We start from the raw sequence: 18,742 nt of genomic DNA on the forward strand, positions 1-18,742 counted from the left end.
TGATCCTGTCGCAATCCGGCGGGAGCGAAACCCAGAAACTGAAAAACAATGTGGAGGAGTACTGACATGAAGAAAATACTGACCATGGTTCCGCTGCTTGCGGGTGCCGCGCTGCTCGCCTCGATGGGCGTCTCGTCGGCGGAGGGCAAATACACGATCGGCATTTCCAACACCGTGCAGGGCAATGGCTGGCGCGAGGAGATGGTCTGCGCCATGAAGGCGCAAGCGTTGGCGTCGGGCGAAGTGACGAAACTCAACATCGCCCACCGCAACACCGATGCCGCCGGCCAGCTCGAAGACATCCGCAACCTGATCAGCGCCAAGGTCGACGCCATCGTCGTCAACCCCGCTGACCCCGCCGGCATCAAGGCAGGCCTCGAAGAAGCCACCAAGGCCGGCATCGTCGTCGTCGCCGTCGACCAGGCGGTCACCGAGCCGTCGGCCTACATCATCTCCAACAACCAGGAACAGTATGCTTATCTCGGCGCCAAATGGCTGTTCCAGCAGATGGGCGGCAAGGGCGAGGTGTTTTACATGCGCGGCGCTGCAGGTGCCTCGGCCGACAGTGATCGCGACAAAGGCTTCAAGAAGGCGCTGGCCGAAAACCCTGACGTGAAGGTTGCGCAGGAAGTCTTCACCGGCTGGCAGCAGGACCAGGCCAAGCAGCAGATGCTGTCGTTCCTCGCCACCGGCACGCCGTTCAACGGCATCTGGACTTCCGGAATCGACAACGTCATCGTCGACGCGCTGGTCGAATCGCAGGCGCCGCTGGTGCCGATTGTCGGCGCCGACAATGCCGGCTTCGTCGGCCAGCTGAGCTCGGTCAAGGGTCTCGTCGGTGCTGCCGTAACAAACCCCGGCTCGATCGGCGGTGCGGGCGTAACGCTCGCTTTGCAGATCCTCGACGGCAAGAAGCCGGCACAGCAGACCGTGCTGGTCGACCCGCAGCTGTGGGACAACGCCACCGACGAAGGCAAGGCCAAGGTGAAGGCAGCAGCCGACCCGTCGCTCAGCCCGGAATGGCCGGTCTCGATCTCGATCCCGGAGTGGACGACGTACACCAAGGAGCAGATCATCGCGTGCAAGGGGCCGGGGGAGTAAGCAGGTTTTTGCTGACGACTATCCGTCGGCGCTGCCCCTCACCTGCCTGCCGGCATCCTCTCCCCGTATAGTGACGGGGAGAGGGACGCTCGTCGCCGATTTCGCCAACCTTCAACGTTGCAGGAAGGGCGCCGGCGCCGCGGCCAGCTTCTCTCTCCCCGTTTACGGTAGGGCTATCGCATATGGACTCTTTCGAGGAATCGAACGGCGAACAAATCGGAATCGCGTCGAGAACAAACGTCGCGAGATTCCATCTTTGTTCCGCATATGCGATTCCCCTGCCGTTTACGGGGAGAGATGTCCGGCAGGACAGTGAGGGGCGGCGCTGACATTCGCAGTTATTTGAGCACAGAAATCGAGACCCAAACCATTTGACCACCAGCCCCCTCCTCGACGCCACCGGCGTCGCCAAGAACTACGGCGCGGTTGCAGCGCTGCGCGACGCGTCGCTCTCCGTCCTGCCGGGCGAGGTGCACGCTCTGATGGGCGCCAATGGTGCTGGCAAGTCAACGCTGGTGAAGATTCTGACCGGCGCCATTCCGGCCAATGCCGGGCGCATCCTGATCCGCGGCGAGGCGCGCGACATTCGCTCGCCCGCCGCTGCGCGCCGTGCCGGGCTGCTGCCGGTCTACCAGGAGCCGTCGCTGATCCCCGATCTCGACGTCCTGTCCAATCTCAGGCTCACCGGCACGCCGGTCGAGCCGTTCCGCGCCTGGGTGCGCGAGCTCGGCATTACGGCCCTCGATTTGCGCGACACCGCACGCGACATTCCGCTGGCCGTGCTGCGCGTGCTCGACCTGGCACGCGCGCTGGCCGTCGAGCCCGACGTGCTGCTGCTCGACGAGATGACGGCCGCACTTCCCGCCAACCTCGCCGAAAAGGTGCTGGAAGTGGTGCGCCGCCAGGGCGATGCCGGCCGCGCCGTGATCTTCATCTCGCACCGCTTCGTCGAAATCTCGGCACTCTGCGACCGCGCGACCGTGCTGCGCGACGGCGAGACCGTCGGCGTCGTCGACATCGTGCCGGGCGTCGAGGAAAAGATCGTCGAGCTGATGCTCGGCACCCGCATCGTCAAAACCCATGTCGCAGCCCGCAGCGCCGCGCAGAAGGCCGCACCCGCCGCTGCCCGGCCGCGTCTTTCGGTGCACAATCTGCGCGTCGGCACCAAGCTCAGCGACGTCTCCTTCGATCTCGCCGATGGCGAGGTCGCCGGCGTCGTTGCGCTCGAAGGCCAGGGCCAGGACGAATTGTTCGCCGCCCTTGCCGGCTCGATCCGGCCCTCCGGCGGCACGATCGAGGTCGATGGCGCCCCGGTGAAATTCTCGCACCCGATCGACGCGATCCGCGCCGGCATTGCCTATGTGCCGGGCGACCGTTCCGAAGCGCTCGCCGTGCAGCGCTCGGTCCGTGAAAACATCGCCCTGCCCTTCTCTGCCGCGCTCCGCAACTGGGGCCCGATCAACATGCGCCGCGAGCGCGCCACGGTGCTCAGCGCCATCGAGCGGCTGCAGATCGACACCCGCGCGCAGGGCGAGGTGCAGCGCCTGTCCGGCGGCAACCAGCAGAAGGTGACCATCGCCCGCTGGATCGCGGCGGATGCCCGCACCATCTTGTGCTTCGACCCGACGCGCGGCATCGATGTCGGCACCAAGCAGGAGATCTACAAACTGCTGCGCGAGCTCGCCGGCAACGGCAAGTCGGTGCTGTTCTACACCTCGGAGCTGGAAGAGGTGCAACGTGTCTGCGACCGCGTCATCGTCATCTTCGGCGGCCGCCTGGTCGACATTTTTCCGGTCGAGGAGGCCGACGAGCCGGCGCTGATGCGCGCCGCCTACGGCCTGCCGCGCGGCGCCAAGGCCGATATCGGCATTCTGGCGGATCCCACCGCCCATGCCTCCGATGCGCCGGAGGCGACGCCATGAGCCATTTCCTGCGCCGCCAGGGTTGGGTCGTCGGCCTGTTCGCCCTGCTCATCGTCCTGTTTATCGCCACCAGGATCATCCAGCCGGCCTATGGCAGCAATGATTTCGGTTCGCTGGCGCGGGCCGTGCTGCCTTACGCCTTTGCTGTTGCAGCGCAGACGGTGGTGGTCATCGCCGGCGGCATCGACCTGTCGGTCGCCGCCATGATGGCGCTGACCAGCGTCACCGCGGCGTCGATGATGAACGGCGCGTCGGAGGAATACGCGCTGTTCGTCGTGCCCTTCGTGCTCGCCATGGGTTTTGTCCTCGGCGCGCTCAACGGCCTGCTCATCGTCGTCACCCGCGTGCCTGACATTGTCGTCACGCTCGCCATGCTGTTCGTGCTGCAGGGTGCCGCGCTTCTGGTGCTCGACGCGCCGGGCGGTGGCATCGCCGAATGGCTGAAGGCGCTGATCTCCGGCACCGCGCCGATCCCCGGTCTGCCCGACGCCATCGACGCCTGGCTGCCCAAGGCGCTGCTGGTGCTGATCGTCTGCCTCTGCATCATCTGGATACCGCTCCGGCGCTCGCGCCTCGGCCTCTCCCTCTACGCCATCGGCTCCAGCGAACTGGCGGCGTTCCGCTCAGGCGTGCCGGTCAAGCGCACCCGCATCATCGCCTATGCGCTGTCGGGCCTGTTTGCTGCCTTTGGCGGCCTGGCGCTGACCATGAGCACCGGCATCGGCGCCCCCATCCCCGGCCCCTATCTCTTGGCCAGCGTCGCTGCGGTGGTGCTGGGCGGCGTCGCGCTCGGCGGCGGCAAGGGCGGCCTGCTCGGCCCCATCGTCGCCGTCTTCGTGCTGCGCCTGGTGCGCACGGATCTCACGCTGCTCGCCATCGATCCGAACGTCACCGCCATCATCGAAGGCTTGATCATGGTGGCGGTGGTGATGTTCGGCGCGTTTATCACGATGCGGGGGCGGCAATGATGGGAGGGGTTATGCTGTTGCCGCGGAATGTCGGCGTTCCTGCGCGCCCCCCTCTGTCCTGCCGGACATCTCCCCCACGAGGGGGGAGATCAGCTGTCATTGCGGTCTTCGCCAATCTCCACCGTTGCAAAAAAGAGCGGGGCGCCAAAACCGCCAATCTCCCCACTCGTGGGGGAGATGTCCGGCAGGACAGAGGGGGGCGCCGTAGAGCGCCAGCCTCGCCCACTTACCGCACCTGGCAAACCTCTTCGCGAGCTAGGGCAGCGTCATGACCACCACCGCCATCACTCCCGTCCCCCTCGGCCGCCGCCTAAAACGCTTCATGGCCGACCGGCCGCTCATCCCGCTGGTCATCCTGCTCATCATCCTGGTGGTGATCCTGCAGATCCTGCGCCCCGGCATCGTCAACGAGCGCTGGATCGCCAACACCATCAAATTTGCCATTCCGCTGGCGATTCTGGCGGGCTGCCAGACCATGACCATGCTGACCGGCGGCATCGATCTGTCGGTCGGCACGGTGGCGACGATGAGCGCCTTCATCATGGCCACGCAAGTCGTCAACCAGGACCCGGCAGTGGCCTTCCTCTTGGCGATGATGCCGGCGGTGCTGATCGGCCTCGTCAACGGCATCGGTGTCGGCGTCTTTCGCGTCCATCCGCTGATCATGACGCTAGGCACCAGCCTGATCGGCACCGGCTGCCTGCAGGTCTACCAGCGCACGGTAATCGCGTCGGGCGCCAAGATCCCCGACTTCCTCGCCTGGCTCGGCACCGGCGTGACGTGGGGCTTCCCCAACGCGCTCTTGCTGTTCGCCCCGCTGGCCGCCCTCATCGTCTTCACGCTCGCCCGCACCGGCTTCGGCCGCCTGCTCTACGCCGTCGGCGACAATGAGCGCGCGACCCGCCTGTCGGGCGTGCAATACTGGCAGGTGATCACCGCGCTCTACGTCACCTCCAGCGTGCTCGCAGGCATCACCGGCCTGCTCTATATCGGCCTGATCAAGGCCCCCTCGCTGTCGCTCGCCGAACCGCTGGTGCTGCCCTCGGTCGCCGCTGCCGTGATCGGCGGCACCTCCATCTTCGGCGGCCGCGGCGGCTATACCGGCACCATCATCGGCGCGCTGATCCTGACCGTGCTGACGACGCTGCTGACGATCCTGCAGATGCCGGAGGGCGCAAGACGGATATTGTTCGGGCTGATCGTTCTGTTCGTGACGGCGGCGTATCTAAGGATTGTGGAGGAGAGGTAGGGCTGGCGTTGCAGTCGAGCGCGACGCTGCAAGCCAAGCGTACCCGCCCAGATGCAGGCCAACCGCCTATGGCAGCGCCGGCCCCCACTCCGTCTCGGCTTCGCCGAGCCACCTCTACCCCCACATAGTGGGGGAGAGGAAAGCCCAAGCTTTTTGACGGTGAGGAAACCCAAGCTTTTGAGGGAGGGGGAAACCCAAGCTTTTCGAAGCCGCGACCTCGGAGATTAGCATTTCCTCTCCCCCACGAATGTGGGGGTAGAGGTGGCTCGGCGAAGCCGAGACGGAGTGGGGGAGCACCCTATGCGATTGCCACGGTCCTGGACGGTCGTACCAACCCAGGACGCGACGAACTGGTGTCACCCCTACTTCAACGAAATCGCCATCCCACTCAAATCCGCATTCACCTGCAGCCCCACCTGCCGGCCCGTGAGCTCGAGCGTGGCGCCCTTGTCGTTGGTCATGACGATCACCTGCGCGCCCTTGCCGAGCGCGCCGCCACCGCCCGCCGCGCCGTAAACCCCGGTCGCATCGCGAACCCTTCTGATGTGCCGCACGGTGCCCCGGAAATAGGTCTTGGACACGCCGAAGGCGAAGCCGCCCGAAACGCCGCCGATCGAGATGGGATAGGAGCGGCCATGGAAGGTCAGCGTGCCCTCGCCGCCGGAGCCGCCGACGAAGAAGGCCGCCTTGTAGACGGCAAAGCGGATCGTGCCGCTGTCGGCATGCGCGGCACTGGCGGCGCTGACAGCAAGAGTGGCGATGGCCGCAACCGCGAGCGAACGAAAGCTGGATGAGATGGTCATGATGGAAGCTCCTCAAGTGCGCCGCTTACCCAACCGGCAGGCGGCGTCGAATCAAACTTGAACAGTTTAGGCTGGGATTTGGTTCCAGGCAGGCTACTGGAAGATGGATGCGGGAATGATCACCACGAAAAGAGGGCAAGTGAAGTCATACGCCGATTGGAACACCGAAGACGGCGGGAGCCGAAGCGCGGCCGAGGCACCGACACCACCATTGGTGTTCATCCTGTACCGGGCCGAAACGGAGTGAGGGGCAGGCGCTGCCATTTATGATTGAACCGGGGTAAATTAGGCCGCCGCCGCTACGGATACTTCGCCGGCTTTGGCGCGTAGATCTGTGGATCGAAGTCCAGACCCTTCGGCAGCGGCAGGCTCGAGCACTGCAGATGCACCTGGCGGGCAAGCAGCCTTCGCTGCTGCTGCTGATGTTCCTTGGCTGCCGCGACGAGGCCCATGCTGTAGGGCCCAAGCAGCACGCCAAAGCCCCATCCCGGCTGCCCCTTCTCGCGCTGGTCGTAATTCATGGCATCGGTGCGGGCCTGCTGGCATTCCGGCGTCGCCCATTTCGGGTCCTGCGGCGAAAGCGATGCGCCGTACTGGACCGGAGAACTGACACATCCCGCCACTGTCGCGGTCAATGCGACGACCATTGCAATCCTCATCCGCAAGCCCCTCCTAATTTAGGGCGGCGACTACAGGATGATTCGAGCCGCAAAAAGGCAGCTTCGGCGAGCGGATTTCGCACAGCCGCTCAGCCCAGCAGGTTGCGCGCGGTGCGCATGAAGATTTTCGAGCCGATCGGGATCAGGTCGTCGGGAAAATCATAGTCCGGATTGTGCAGCGAAGGGGTGCGCTCGCCGGCGCCGAGGAAGAACATCGCCGACTTGGCCTTGTGGCCGAAAATGCCGAAATCTTCCGAAGCGCGCATTGGCAGGGCTTCCTCGCTGCGCATGACACCTTCTTCGTCCAGTGCGCGGTTGAGATGCTCCACCGCATCCGGCGCATTGACGCTGGCGACGAAGATCTCGTGGTAATCGCAGCGGACGGACAGGCGGTTCTCGACCGCGATCCTGGCGGCCAGCACTTCGGCGGCAGCGACCAGCTCCGCCATGCGCTCGTCGCGCCTTGTGCGCAGCGTCGCCCACACCTCGGCGTGAGCAGGCGAGATGCCGAACACGGCCTCGCCCATCGTCGCATGGGTGACGGTCACCATGCTGAAATCGTCATCGGCAAAGGTGCCGCGCCCGAGCGCGGGCAGCGCCGGCATCAGCTGGCTGATCGCCGGCATCGGCGACAACCCGGTTTCGGGCATGGAGGAATGCGCGGTCTTGCCCTCCAGCACGATGCGCATGCCGCGCGAGGCGCAGTTGACCACGCCGGGCTTGAGCCGCACCTCGCCGAGCGGCACGCCGGGCAGATTGTGCAGCGAGAAGGCAAAATCCGGCGCGATCTCGGCAAAGCGCGGATCGGCGACGACGCCGGCCGCACCATTTCCGGTCTCTTCCGCCGGCTGGAACATCAAGACGACGCGGCCGCGCGCCGGCCTATCACGCCCGAGCTGGCGGCCGAGTGCGGCGAGGATCGCGGTATGCCCGTCATGGCCGCACATATGCGATTTTCCCGGCACCTGCGAGGCATGGTCGACGCCCGAAAGTTCCTCGATCGGCAGCGCATCGAGCTCCGAGCGGAACAGCACCGTCGGCCCTGCCTGGCCGCTGTCATAGACCGCGGCCACACCATGTCCGCCCAGACCGGTCAGCACCTTGTCCGGCCCGGTGTCGGCGAGGAAGGAGACGACTTCCTTGGCCGTGTTCTCTTCTTCGTTCGAAATCTCCGGCTTCTGGTGCAGCTTGCGCCGCCACGCCGTCAGCTCGATGATATCGCGATTGGTCAGGGTCATGTTTTCCGCTCCGGTGGCGCTACAGGTCACACAAACACGATAGGGTTTTTCTCGCGCCGCGCCGATCAATGCCTGAGGTGATTGGCACACAGCAAACTCAGCACACAATGACCCGCAGATAGTCCGTCGAAGCAAGCTCCAACATGATTGTGTCGCGGGTGATGATGGGAATTTTTCTTACTCGCGCCGTCGCTATCAGATAGCAATCGCCAGGGTCCTTATGCCCGGTATCGGTCGCAACAGCCGCTGCCTCGCAGGCGATCCGTAGCTTGATTGGGATGATCTTCGAACCCGTAGCGGCAACCGCTTCCGAGAACCACCTCGCGGGTGTCCCTGCACCCAGGTTTGGCGGATTCTTATGCACTGGCTTGCGGGAGGCGATCGTCAGTTCCCATGCAGTAATCGGAGATACATAAAGTTTTCCGGCGACTTGGCTTTCAGCGATTGCGATGAGGGCTTCTTCTGAAAGGGTGCGCGCAGCCGTTACCAGCCAATAGAACGTATGGGTGTCGAGCAGCGCCCCCGCCAAGGATCAGTTCTTTATGGAGGACTTGCGTTCCTTTGGGGAGACGCCTTTGAAGGCCTGCTCGGCGATTGGCTTCGTGAGGTCCACGCTCTTTTTCAGAGGCAGCTGTGAGGACTTCATCGAATCGGCGCCATGGACTTCAATGAAGCGACCGCTGCGCGAATCACGCACCACCCACTTGCCGGTCGGTTCCTGTTTGATCAGTGCTTTTGTCATACCCACAATATAACGACAAATTGTGGCCAATGCGAGCGGTCTCGGCCTGCTGAAGCCAAAGGCGATGCCGTGACGTCCACGGCGGATCAGAAAGTCGTCGATCTCATCTCCGACATTCGGCGGCCGCTCCTGAGAAGCACGGCGCGCATGCCTGTGCCAAACCTTCGGGTGATATCAGGCTCCATCAGCCGAGGGACGGTTCCGGAACAACAATGGCCAGGCGGTTTGCGTTTCTCTTGGTTCGCGACTTCACGCTGTCGCCGCTGTCGCTGTTCATCGACACGCTGCGGCTGGCCGGCGATGAGGGCGACCGCAGCCGCAGGATCGAGTTCGATTGGGAGATCGTCGGCGAACGCGGCCTGCCGATCCGGGCGAGCTGCGGTGTCGAACTGCTGCCAACCAAGGCGATGGGCAATCCGGAGGAGTTCGACAATGTCGTCGTGGTCGGCGGCCTGCTCGACACCAACCGCAGCCTGAGCTCCGAAAAGGAGGCCTTCCTGTTGCGCGCCGCCGAAAAGGGCGTGCCGCTGACGGCGCTCTGCACCGGCAGCTTCGTGCTCGCGCGCTACGGTTTGCTCGATGGCTACAGCGCCGCCGTCAGCTGGTTCCACATCAAGGATTTCCGCAGCCAGTTCCCTGACGTGAACGCCCATGCCGACAGCCTGTTTTCCGTCGACCGCGGCCGTTCGACCTGCGCCGGCGGCACGGGTGCGGCCGACCTTGCCGGCCATTTCGTCTCGCAGTTCATCGGCCGCAAGGCAGCGGAAAAAGCCGCCAAGATCCTCGTGCTCGACCGCATCCGCTCGAGCCGCGACGTGCAGCCCGTCGGCGACCTCTTTCCCGCGGCGTCGAGCCGCGCCGTGAAGCGGGCCTTGCTGCTGATGGAAAGCAACCTCCAGGAGACGCTGTCGGTCGCCGAGATCGCGAGCCGGCTGAATTTATCGCGGCGCCAGCTCGAGCGGCTGTTCGGCGCCGAGCTCGGCATAGGCCCGATGGCGGCCTATCTTGCGTTGCGCGTGCATCAAGCCAAGTCGCTGCTGGAAGGGAGCGACTTGGCAATCGGCGACATCGCCTACCGCTGCGGCTTTCCCAATGCCGGCCATTTCAGCCGCGTCTTCCGCCAGCAGACCGGCATCACGCCGACCCATCTCAGGCATCCGGGCCGAATGCCGGGTGGGGCACCCTCGCCTACCGCTCCGTGAACGCCCGCGCGAACGAATCCAGCATCGGCCGCGCAAGATACTCGAAGAAGGTCCTGTCGCCGGTGCTGATAAACGCCTCGACCGGCGTTCCCGGGTAAAGCTGCCCGGCCTTCACCCCCTGCGGCAGCGTGTCCGTAATCTTCAGCCTGGCGCGGAAATACGCCTCGTGCGTGGTTTCATCGATCAGCCGGTCGGCCGAAATCTCTGTCACCGTCGCCGGGACCTCAGGCGTGAGGCGCGCGTTGAGGGCCGACAATCTGAGTTTCGCCGGCTGGCCGACGCGAACCAGATCCACGTCCTTCGGCCGCAGCTTCGCGTCGACGATGAGACCTGACGCGGTGGGCAGGATCTCCATAATCTTCTGTCCAGGCGCAATCACGCTGCCCTTGGAATTGTAGGTCGACGACACCACGATGCCGGCTGCCGGCGCCTTGATCGTCGTGCGCTTCAGCACCGCTTCTGCCGCGGTGATCTGTTCACCGATGTCGGCCAGCTTGGTGCGGACCTCGTCGAGCTTGGTCAGCGCCTCCTCGACACGTTGCGTGGTCGCGCGCTCGACCTGCGCCTGGGCTTCGACGATCTGCGTCTTGGTCGCCGCAAGGTCCGCCTCCAGCGCACCGGCCTGGCCGACCAGATCGGCCTCGCTGCGCAGAAGCTGCGAATATTCGCTGCGGTTGGTGAGGCCCTTGTCGAGCAGGCTGGCCTTGATGCCGAGCTCCTTCTTCACGATGTCGGCCTGTTGCTGGATGGCCAGTTTCTGCGCGTCCAGGCCCAGCGCCGACTCGCCATGCATGGCGACGCGCTGCGCCAGGATCGACTGCTCGGACCGGAACCGGGCGAGCCTGGCGTCGAACTCCTTCTGCTGTTCGCGCACCAGATTGTCGAAGTCGCTCTGGAACGGCGCGGGTGCCGCATCGGTGATCGGCGCCAGCCTGTCCGATCCATCGCGCTCCGCTTCCAGCCGCGCAGCACTTGCCCTGAGCGCGATCGACTGTCTGGTCAGCCGGTTGAGGTCGGCCTCGGCCGCCGTGCGGTCGAGGAGGACCAGCGGCTCGCTTTGTTGCACGCGGTCGCCCTCATGCACCAGCAACTGCTCGATGATGCCGCCCTCGGGGTGCTGGATGAGGATGTTGCCGCCGGTCGCCGAGATCGTGCCGGACGTGATCACCGCGCCGGAGAGCGGCGCGCTCGCCGCCCAATAGCCGAAGCAGCCGGCGAAAAGCGCTATGGCCGCGTAGCCAACAACGGCCGTGCGGCGGAAGTCGGTGCGCGGTCGGCTTTCGAAGGCAAGGCTCTGCTGCATCATCGTCTATGATCCGAAGCGGACGCTGTGCGGGCGCACGGTCGGCACAAACGAGCCCGTCACCACCGCGCTCCCGGCAACGCCCTTGGCGGTTGTGGATTGCCGCAGCACTTCGCTCGCGGGGCCGAAGGCTTCGATCGCGCCGTTGCGCAGGACCATCACGCGGTCGCAGGCCGCCGCGATCGACGGGCGATGCGTGATCACCAGCACCGTGACGCCGGCGCCGCGCGCGGCCGACAGCATCGCCTCGAGCGCCGTTTCGCCACTGCCGTCTAGATGGGCGTTGGGCTCGTCCAATACCAGCATGCGTGGCTTGCCGTAGAGGGCGCGCGCCAGCCCGATCCGCTGACGCTCACCGCCCGACAGCACGGTGTGCAACGGGTCGATCACGGTCTGATAGCCATCGCGCAGCGTAAGCACCAGCTCATGCGCCTCGGCATGCCTGGCCGCTTCGACGATCGCTGCGTCATCGGCAGCGGAGTCGAAGCGGGCGACGTTTTGCGCGATCGATCCGGGGAAAAGTTCGACCTCCTGCGGGAGATAGCCGATATGCCTGCCAAGCTGGGTTTCGTCCCAGCTCCTCAGGTCGGCGCCGTCGATCCTGACCGCGCCGCCGGTCGGCTGCAGTGCCCCGACAAGCAGTTTCGCCAGCGTCGATTTGCCCGCGCCGCTCGGGCCGACGATCGCCACCGCTTCACCGGCGCCGATGGTAAAATTCAGCCGCTTCAGGATGGGCTCCGTGCCGAAGGACGCATTCGGCGCAATGAAGAAAAGATCCTGCACCGAAATCGCGCCGGACGGATCGGGCAGGACGAGCTTGCGCGCTTCCGAAGGTTGCGCCGCAAGCGCGGCGCCCAACCGCTTCCAGCATCGCCTGGCGTCGACGATCTGCCGCCACGATCCGATCAATTGGTCGAGCGGCTGCAGCGCGCGCGACGACACCAGCGAGGACGCGAAGATCATGCCGGCGGTCATCTGCCCTTGCAGCACCAGCCACGCGCCGGCGCCTAGGATCGCCAGCTGCAGCATCATGCGCAGCGACCGTGATGTCGCGCTGAAGATCGCGTTGGCGCTTCCGGAACGGTCGTGCAGGGTCAGCGCTTCGGCCACGTGCTGCCCCCAAACCGCGGCCGCATTTTGCACCATGCCCATGGCGCGCAGCGTGTCCTTGTTGCGGGCAAAGGCCTGCTCCGCCTGGCTGGCCACGGCAGAGCGTTCCGCCGACATGGCATCGTTCCTGCCGATGGCAGACTGGTTGGCCACGACGAGGAGAAACAGCAGCACGGCGCCGGCGAGCGTCAGCCAGAACAGGACGGGATGGATGAAATAGAGCAAGGCGAGGAAGACGGGCGCAAACGGCAGGTCGAACAGCACCGCCACGCCGCGTGACCTGATGAAGGCGCAGGCCGTGGCAAGGTCGTTCAGCGGCGACAGCGCGCTGCCGGCATATCTGGCGCCAAGCGAGGCAGCGAATGTCCGCGCGCCCAGTTTCTGGTCGACGGTGGCCGCAATACGCTGCGCGTAAATGGCGCGAACCGCATCCAGCAGGCCGAGGAAGGCGAGCGCGACGACCGCCATGGCCGAGAGATAAATCAGCGTCTCGACGCTGGAGGACGGCAGCACCCGATCATAGACCTGCAGCAGATAGAGCGGAATCACCAGAAGCAGGATGTTGATCAGCAACGAGAAGACGCCAATATCGGCGACGGCGCGCAGGAAGACCGGGCGCAGGCCGGGCCGGATGGCCGCATCCCTCAGCGGCGCGCGGTCCCGCGACATCTAGACCGCGTGCTCGCCTGTTGCGCTCAGATGGCTCTGCTGCAAATCGTTCAGCGTATAGGCGTGGATATAGTCGATCTTCATCTGCGCGGGCGTGGCGAGATGGTCGGGCGGCGCGCCGGCTTGACCGCCGATCGCAAGGTCGACCAGCATATACATGGGCTTGTTCATATCGGACGGCGTCGCCGCTTCCGCGACCTGGACGCCATCGTAGGTCCAGACCAGCTTGTCCGGCGCCCACAAAAGGCCATAGGTGTGGAAGCTGGCGGTGTCCGAGACATTCACCGTCGACCCGACCGTGGTGTGCTGCCCTGTCGCATTCGTGTGCGCGGTCATCAGAAGCTGGTTCGGGTTCTGGCCGTACATTTCCACGACGTCCAGCTCCGGCGGCCATGAGCCGTCTTCCGGCAACAGCCAGAAAGCCGGCCAGGCCCCGGTGTTTTCGGGCAGGTCGGCCCGCATTTCGAAATAGCCATAGGTCTGCGAGAAGGAGTCGTGTGTGGTCAGGAGCCCGGAGGTGTATTCGTAGTTGTTGATCAGCGGCTTGATGTCCGCCGGCGTCTGCGCCGCGGTGATGGTGAGAACGCCGCTTGCCACACTGAACGGATGGACCGAGCTCGTCGGCGCGTAATTGGCGTCGATATACCACTGCAGCTCGTTGTTCTGGGTCAACGTGCTGCCGTTCGGCGCGCCCCACCAGAAGTTGGTGTCCCACGTGCCGCCTTGGCTATTGTGAAGGCTCAGCGTGTTGAAGTCGTCGGAGAACGACAGCGTCATGCCGGACTTGTCGACCGGCAGCTCGAACTGGCCGGGCTGCAGCTTGTCGATGGTGGTGTTGTTGAACACCAGCACCTCGTCGGATCCGAGGGTCAGCGCAACGTTCGCTCCCGCCTGCGTCATATGCGCCTTGACGGCGTCGAACGACATGAAGTCGTAGCCATTGAGCCGAATGGTGTCGTCCGCGCCGAAATCGGTGATCAGGTCGCTGCCGTGGCCCTTGGTGATGATGAAAGTGTCAGTGCCGCCACCGCCGATCAGCACGTCGTTACCCAGGCCGCCGTCGAACGTCTGGCTGCTGGTGCCGCCCTTGATGATGTTGTCGAGCGAATTTCCGAACGCGTAGTGATTGGCGCCGGTGACGACGAGGTTCTCGAAATTGTCGGGGAGCTTGTAGCTCATCCAGGTGTCGATCGTGTCGATACCCTCGCCGGGCAGCTCGACCGCTTTGTTGATCGTCGAATAGAGGTGGTAATAATCATCGCCCGCGCCGCCATACATGGTGACCTTGACGCTGGTGTCGCCCCAGAAGGAATCGTTGCCCGAAGTGCCGTAGAGCTGCGGCCCGGCCCCGGTCGCCGAAAACCAGTGGGTGGAAGCCCCGGTGTAGGGAAGCGGAATGCCTTTGGCGTTGAGGACGGTGCTCATTCGGACACTCCTTGCGCGTGCTGCCTTGGCCGCTCGACAACCTTCGAGCGATCACCTCGGATCAACGTTTAGATTAATCCCTGGCTCCAGGGAATCATCCTATAGTACACGAAGAAGATCGTCACTCGTGAAAATATATCAAGCTGAGTATAATAAGCCAACCCTAATACAATTTAAGGGTGAGACTTGATAAATTTTAATAAATATTGTGAAATTTGTGCCGAAAGATTAGGCAAATTGTCGATGATGCATGCAATTCGTCGCGCCCCGGCTGCACGCCTGAAGCGGCACTTCGGAAGCGCAGGATGGATGGTCGCAGGCAAAGGGTCTAAAAATTTGACAAGCAATGTCGGATCGGTCGAAGCCCGACCGTCCTTGGGGCATCGACCAACGAACCACAAAGGATACCGAAGACATGCCAAGCACCGTACGTTTGCACCGCGTTCTGACGACCAGCCCGGAGAAGGTCTACCGCGCGTTCACTGAAGCCGATGCACTGGCGAAATGGCTTCCGCCGAACGGCTTCACCTGCTCGGTGCACAGCTTCGAGGCGAAAGTCGGCGGCACTTTCAAGATGTCGTTCCGCAACTTCACCACGGGCGGCAGCCACGCCTTCGGCGGTGAATATCTCGAGCTCGTTCCCGGCGAAAGCCTGCGCTACACCGACAGGTTCGACGATCCCAACCTGCCCGGCGAGATCGTGGTGACCGTGACCTTGAAGAAAGTGTCGGTCGGCACGGAACTCGATATCACGCAGGCGGGCATTCCGGACGCCATTCCGGCCGAGGCGTGCTATCTGGGCTGGCAGGAGTCGCTCAGGAACCTGGCAAAGCTCGTCGAACCCGAGATCAATCAGTAGAGCCACCACCCCATCGCAAATCGACGGCGGCGCGGCCCAGCCCGCGCCGCGACAATGCCGAGCCGAGCTCTCATCGCCTCACGGCCCGCTGCAGATCGGCAGCGGCTGCGGCGGCGGTGGCGGGTTGTCCTTCTTGTATTGCGCGATGATCGGCTCGAGGCGCTGGCGCGGCCAGAATTTCGGCTTGCCGATCTCCTTCAGGCAGGACGCGTTCCAGTAGGCGCCGGCTTTGCCGACGGCGGCGATGTCGCGCGATTCCGGGTAGATGTAGAGCGTCGTCGGATTGCCCTTCACCATCGAAATGATCTGGTCGGCATCGGCCGGCGACCAGCTAGTGCAGCCATTGCTGCGGCCGCCGGCATAGTCGACCAGCTTGCCGTAGGGCACAAAGCCGTCATGGTCGGCGTAGGAGCTGTTCGACTTCTTGCGCAGGCACATGCCGCGCAACAGCCGCGCCGCGTGGCCGCCGATCACACGCTGCCTGGCGTTCGCCGTCTCACCCTCGCCGTCGAACTGGATAAAGGTGCGTTGCAGAATCTGATCCTGCTTCGCGCCGACGCGATAGAAACCCTTGAATGACGTCTTTGCCTCGCTGGTCATATAGGCGCCGCCCATCGTCAAGGACGAGTCCAGGGCATTGCCGAAGTTTTTCGCACAGCGTTTCCCATTGGAGAAATCGACGACGCCCTTCAGATTGCGGCCGCCGCCATGCCCTGACGAAATCGCGCGAAACGACTGCTTGGCTTCGCAGATGACGTAGTAGCGCCGCCCCAACGCACCGCCGCCGAGATCGCCCGGACGCGTCGCATCCATGGCGAAATAGCAGCCATTGTGGACCGCGCCCTGCGACACCTTCTTCTGATAAAGCGCGCGCGCCCGTTCCAGCACCACTTGAGAGATTTCGCCGTCGCCATCGCCGACATGAGCCTGCAACCATGCCGGGATATCGGAGGACGCGGCAAACGACCGGGCCGACACCGTGATCGCAATGACGGCGACGGCAAGGATGCCGAGGACAAAGACAGCCAGAGATTTCAACCGCACCGGACAACCCTCCCGCCCGAACCGTTCTGCGATTCTCAGAAAGCGATCATAATTCGCCGCGCACCGATCGGCGAAACACATCTTGTTCAGAACCGCCTACATAAGCGATGTGCTACGCCCGCGAGCGACCGTCACGGCGTGCCTCACAGTGCCAAACTGCCCTGCTCCGCCTCCGCGGCATTGGGGTCGCCGGGCGCCGTTGCCCAGGCGAGTTCGACCAGCGTCACCGTGCGACGGCCGGTGCCGTCGAGCTGGCAGACGATGAGACCCTGCTCCTCGATATAGGTGAGCAGGCGCCTGGCGCGGCGCAGCGAGTGCGAACCGTAGGCGCGCGCGATCGCCGCGTCACTCGGGCACGGCCAGCCTTCCTTGGCGGCGCGCGCGATCATCATGAACACGCCCTGCATGTCCTCGGGCAGCAGCGACGCGCGGACGGAAACATCTTGCCAGGCGTCATCGCCTGCCATGTCGGCGCCGAGACCGGCGCGGGCTCGTGTCAGCATGCGGCGGAATTCGGAGAGGTCCGGCACAACCGAAGCAAGCCCTTCGATGCGGCAGCGGACCACGAACTCCTGATAGAGCACGCCGATGACGCGAAAGCCCGCATCGGGCTGCGCCAGGATGGCGCGCAGGACACGGTCCACCCGCTCTCGCCGCTCGGCCAGATCCTCGGCGCTTACCGCCGGCTCCGCCGGTTCGGGGCGGATTTCCAACGCCGCAGACTTGGCCGCCATCAGCTGGTCGAGCAGGTCGGGCGATGCCACCCGGCGCGGTGCGCGCATCGTCTCGGGCGGCGGCGCCGCCAGGATGATCGCACGGGCGTCCTCAAGTGCCGATTCCGGCATCGCCATCAGCCGCGGCGTCCCGTTGCGCGGGCTTGTCTCGGTCTGGCCGATGCGCACGCCGAGCGGACGGCGCGACAGCGCCGGCCCGAGCGCCATGAAGTGCCCCCGCTCCAGGTCACGGAACGCCTCGGCCTGGCGCCGCTCCATGCCGAGAAGGTCGGCGGCGCGCGCCATGTCGATGTCGAGAAAGGTGCGGCCCATGAGGAAATTTGAGGCTTCCGCCGCGACATTCTTGGCGAGCTTGGCCAGCCGCTGGGTGGCGATGATGCCGGCAAGGCCGCGTTTGCGGCCACGACACATCAGATTGGTCATGGCGCCGAGCGAGAGCTTGCGCGCTTCGTCGGACACCTCGCCGGCCACCGCCGGGGCGAACAGCTGCGCCTCGTCGACCACCACCAGCATCGGGTACCAGTGCTCGCGGGCGACTTCGAAGAGGCCGCCGAGGAAGGCGGCGGCGCGCCGCATCTGGTTCTCGGCGTCGAGCCCTTCGAGATTGAGCACGGTGGAGACGCGGTGGATGCGCGCCCGCTCGCCGGCCGCCTGCAGGCCGCGCTCGGTATGCTCCTCGGCATCGATCACCAGATGGCCGTAATGGTCGCCCAGCGAGACGAAATCGCCTTCGGGATCAATGATGGTCTGCTGTACCCAGGGCGCGCTCTGCTCCAAGAGCCGGCGCAAAAGATGCGATTTGCCGGAGCCGGAATTGCCCTGCACCAGAAGCCGGGTCGCGAGCAGCTCCTCAAGGTCGAGCGCCGCCGGCGCGCCCGCCGACGTCTGTCCCATCTCGATGGCTACGGTCATGTCGCGACTCTCCTTGAGGAGAGGGCTTATCAACCCGACCGCAAGCCGTCGAGCGCGCCGAGGCAACAGGCTCGGTGTTCCACACCTATGCTGCCAAAGCGCCACACTTGGCCGGTCTGGCCGGTTGAAAAGCTGGCTAGACCGGCTTCACCGGCGGCAAAAGCGGCGCATCCAGCCCGTCAAAGGGATCGCGCCAGGAGTCGATGGCCTCGAGCCGGCGATACCAACTGAGGACCGATGGATAATCATCCAACGGCAGGCCGGCGACATCGTTGAAGGGCAGGAACGTCGCCATGCGAAAATCGGCATAGGAAAGTGAGCTGCCGACCAGCCACTGCCGTTGGGACAGTTCGGCCTCGAGAATCCCTGCCGCTCTGCGAAACTCGCCCGTTCCTTCCTCGACCTTACCCTGGTCGATCGGGCCAATCCCGTAGCGCTGCTTGGTGCCGCGCTCGAAATGCACGGTGTCGCAGGCCCTGACGAAATTCTCCTTGCCCCAGCTCAACCAGCGGATCATGTCGGGTTGGTCGTCGCCATTGCGCCAGAAATCCGAACCCGCCTCGCGCGACAGCAGGCAGGCTATGGCGTCGGCCTCCCAGAGGCTGCCGCCGGGCCATGCCAATGTCGGCAGGGTAAGATTGGGATTGAGCGGTCGGAACCGCTCGGCCTGCCCCGGCGCCATGGGTGCCGCGAACTCAAACTCGACCTTGACCCTGAGATGACGCGCCGTTGCAACCGCGAGGCGCGGATTGGGATTGCGGCTGAAGTACAGTTTCATGTTCGGGCCGGTTCCTGGACACTG

At 64.6% G+C, this 18,742-nt stretch carries 17 protein-coding genes; 6 read left to right on the forward strand and 11 right to left on the reverse strand.

All coding sequences use genetic code 11. The features are described 5' to 3' along the window. Positions 1-66: 66 nt before the first annotated feature. The 4 genes from AC1DXM_RS11925 (at position 67) to AC1DXM_RS11940 (ending at position 5,240) form a co-directional block, all read left to right on the forward strand. Positions 67-1,101, forward strand: coding sequence for an ABC transporter substrate-binding protein (locus AC1DXM_RS11925; RefSeq protein WP_477233217.1), 1,035 nt, complete (start codon positions 67-69; stop codon positions 1,099-1,101). A 371-nt stretch (positions 1,102-1,472) separates the two neighbouring features. Continuing rightward, positions 1,473-3,023 carry a sugar ABC transporter ATP-binding protein gene (locus tag AC1DXM_RS11930; protein WP_477233218.1) on the forward strand — a complete coding sequence of 517 codons (1,551 nt, stop codon included), beginning with the start codon at positions 1,473-1,475 and terminating at the stop codon, positions 3,021-3,023. Continuing rightward, positions 3,020-3,991 carry an ABC transporter permease gene (locus AC1DXM_RS11935; protein WP_477233219.1) on the forward strand — a complete coding sequence of 324 codons (972 nt, stop codon included), beginning with the start codon at positions 3,020-3,022 and terminating at the stop codon, positions 3,989-3,991. The genes AC1DXM_RS11930 and AC1DXM_RS11935 overlap by 4 nt, the downstream gene beginning before the upstream one ends. Positions 3,992-4,259: 268 nt before the next feature. Further along, complete coding sequence (locus AC1DXM_RS11940) at positions 4,260-5,240, forward strand: ABC transporter permease (RefSeq protein WP_477233220.1); 981 nt, start codon at positions 4,260-4,262, stop codon at positions 5,238-5,240. A gap of 362 nt (positions 5,241-5,602) precedes the next feature. Here the strand turns inward: AC1DXM_RS11940 and AC1DXM_RS11945 are convergent, their stop codons facing one another. The 5 genes from AC1DXM_RS11945 to AC1DXM_RS11965 form a co-directional block, all read right to left on the reverse strand. Further along, positions 5,603-6,043 (reverse strand): hypothetical protein, encoded by a 441-nt coding sequence (locus AC1DXM_RS11945; RefSeq protein ID WP_477233221.1) that lies wholly within the window; start codon positions 6,041-6,043, stop codon positions 5,603-5,605. Positions 6,044-6,342: 299 nt separating this feature from the next. Then, positions 6,343-6,702 (reverse strand): hypothetical protein, encoded by a 360-nt coding sequence (locus AC1DXM_RS11950; RefSeq protein WP_477233222.1) that lies wholly within the window; start codon positions 6,700-6,702, stop codon positions 6,343-6,345. Positions 6,703-6,791: 89 nt separating this feature from the next. Beyond that, the gene (locus tag AC1DXM_RS11955; protein ID WP_477233223.1) at positions 6,792-7,940 is read right to left on the reverse strand and encodes an amidohydrolase; all 1,149 of its coding nucleotides are present in this window, start codon (positions 7,938-7,940) and stop codon (positions 6,792-6,794) included. Between the two features lie 97 nt (positions 7,941-8,037). Beyond that, complete coding sequence (locus AC1DXM_RS11960) at positions 8,038-8,469, reverse strand: type II toxin-antitoxin system VapC family toxin (protein WP_477233224.1); 432 nt, start codon at positions 8,467-8,469, stop codon at positions 8,038-8,040. A gap of 3 nt (positions 8,470-8,472) precedes the next feature. Continuing rightward, positions 8,473-8,682 carry a hypothetical protein gene (locus tag AC1DXM_RS11965; protein ID WP_477233225.1) on the reverse strand — a complete coding sequence of 70 codons (210 nt, stop codon included), beginning with the start codon at positions 8,680-8,682 and terminating at the stop codon, positions 8,473-8,475. A 212-nt stretch (positions 8,683-8,894) separates the two neighbouring features. On the opposite strand from AC1DXM_RS11965, the gene AC1DXM_RS11970 reads away from it, so the two are divergent. Continuing rightward, complete coding sequence (locus AC1DXM_RS11970; protein WP_477233226.1) at positions 8,895-9,884, forward strand: GlxA family transcriptional regulator; 990 nt, start codon at positions 8,895-8,897, stop codon at positions 9,882-9,884. On the opposite strand, the gene AC1DXM_RS11975 is transcribed toward AC1DXM_RS11970, so the two are convergent. The 3 genes from AC1DXM_RS11975 to eglC are packed head-to-tail and all read right to left on the reverse strand — an operon-like array spanning position 9,871 to position 14,391. Next, on the reverse strand, positions 9,871-11,190 hold the full coding sequence (locus AC1DXM_RS11975) for an HlyD family type I secretion periplasmic adaptor subunit (protein WP_477233227.1): 1,320 nt from the start codon (positions 11,188-11,190) through the stop codon (positions 9,871-9,873). The genes AC1DXM_RS11970 and AC1DXM_RS11975 overlap by 14 nt on opposite strands. A gap of 3 nt (positions 11,191-11,193) precedes the next feature. After that, positions 11,194-12,966 carry a type I secretion system permease/ATPase gene (locus AC1DXM_RS11980; protein WP_477233228.1) on the reverse strand — a complete coding sequence of 591 codons (1,773 nt, stop codon included), beginning with the start codon at positions 12,964-12,966 and terminating at the stop codon, positions 11,194-11,196. Continuing rightward, positions 12,967-14,391: an endo-1,3-1,4-beta-glycanase EglC gene (gene eglC / locus AC1DXM_RS11985; RefSeq protein ID WP_477233229.1), complete on the reverse strand. Its 1,425-nt coding sequence runs from the start codon at positions 14,389-14,391 to the stop codon at positions 12,967-12,969. It abuts the gene before it with no gap. A 415-nt stretch (positions 14,392-14,806) separates the two neighbouring features. On the opposite strand from eglC, the gene AC1DXM_RS11990 reads away from it, so the two are divergent. Further along, positions 14,807-15,250: an SRPBCC family protein gene (locus AC1DXM_RS11990; protein ID WP_477233230.1), complete on the forward strand. Its 444-nt coding sequence runs from the start codon at positions 14,807-14,809 to the stop codon at positions 15,248-15,250. Positions 15,251-15,328: 78 nt separating this feature from the next. On the opposite strand, the gene AC1DXM_RS11995 is transcribed toward AC1DXM_RS11990, so the two are convergent. The 3 genes from AC1DXM_RS11995 to AC1DXM_RS12005 form a co-directional block, all read right to left on the reverse strand. Continuing rightward, positions 15,329-16,294, reverse strand: a complete 966-nt coding sequence (locus AC1DXM_RS11995) for a hypothetical protein (RefSeq protein WP_477233231.1) — start codon at positions 16,292-16,294, stop codon at positions 15,329-15,331. A gap of 143 nt (positions 16,295-16,437) precedes the next feature. Beyond that, positions 16,438-17,940, reverse strand: a complete 1,503-nt coding sequence (locus AC1DXM_RS12000; RefSeq protein WP_477233232.1) for a helicase HerA domain-containing protein — start codon at positions 17,938-17,940, stop codon at positions 16,438-16,440. Positions 17,941-18,076: 136 nt separating this feature from the next. Further along, positions 18,077-18,718, reverse strand: coding sequence for a glutathione S-transferase family protein (locus AC1DXM_RS12005; protein WP_477233233.1), 642 nt, complete (start codon positions 18,716-18,718; stop codon positions 18,077-18,079). Positions 18,719-18,742 lie beyond the last annotated feature (24 nt).

The sequence above is a fragment of the Mesorhizobium sp. P3_A2 genome (genome assembly GCF_056403115.1).

Bases quoted from the DNA above. Each gene is read 5' to 3' on its own strand.
- AC1DXM_RS11940 (WP_477233220.1), top strand. From the start codon at position 4,260: ATGACCACCACCGCCATCACTCCCGTCCCCCTCGGCCGCCGCCTAAAA.
- AC1DXM_RS12000 (WP_477233232.1), bottom strand. From the start codon at position 17,940: ATGACCGTAGCCATCGAGATGGGACAGACGTCGGCGGGCGCGCCGGCG.
- AC1DXM_RS11950 (WP_477233222.1), bottom strand. From the start codon at position 6,702: ATGAGGATTGCAATGGTCGTCGCATTGACCGCGACAGTGGCGGGATGT.
- AC1DXM_RS11955 (WP_477233223.1), bottom strand. From the start codon at position 7,940: ATGACCCTGACCAATCGCGATATCATCGAGCTGACGGCGTGGCGGCGC.
- AC1DXM_RS12005 (WP_477233233.1), bottom strand. From the start codon at position 18,718: ATGAAACTGTACTTCAGCCGCAATCCCAATCCGCGCCTCGCGGTTGCA.
- AC1DXM_RS11990 (WP_477233230.1), top strand. From the start codon at position 14,807: ATGCCAAGCACCGTACGTTTGCACCGCGTTCTGACGACCAGCCCGGAG.
- AC1DXM_RS11975 (WP_477233227.1), bottom strand. From the start codon at position 11,190: ATGATGCAGCAGAGCCTTGCCTTCGAAAGCCGACCGCGCACCGACTTC.
- AC1DXM_RS11945 (WP_477233221.1), bottom strand. From the start codon at position 6,043: ATGACCATCTCATCCAGCTTTCGTTCGCTCGCGGTTGCGGCCATCGCC.
- AC1DXM_RS11935 (WP_477233219.1), top strand. From the start codon at position 3,020: ATGAGCCATTTCCTGCGCCGCCAGGGTTGGGTCGTCGGCCTGTTCGCC.
- AC1DXM_RS11925 (WP_477233217.1), top strand. From the start codon at position 67: ATGAAGAAAATACTGACCATGGTTCCGCTGCTTGCGGGTGCCGCGCTG.
- AC1DXM_RS11965 (WP_477233225.1), bottom strand. From the start codon at position 8,682: ATGACAAAAGCACTGATCAAACAGGAACCGACCGGCAAGTGGGTGGTG.
- eglC (WP_477233229.1), bottom strand. From the start codon at position 14,391: ATGAGCACCGTCCTCAACGCCAAAGGCATTCCGCTTCCCTACACCGGG.
- AC1DXM_RS11970 (WP_477233226.1), top strand. From the start codon at position 8,895: ATGGCCAGGCGGTTTGCGTTTCTCTTGGTTCGCGACTTCACGCTGTCG.
- AC1DXM_RS11980 (WP_477233228.1), bottom strand. From the start codon at position 12,966: ATGTCGCGGGACCGCGCGCCGCTGAGGGATGCGGCCATCCGGCCCGGC.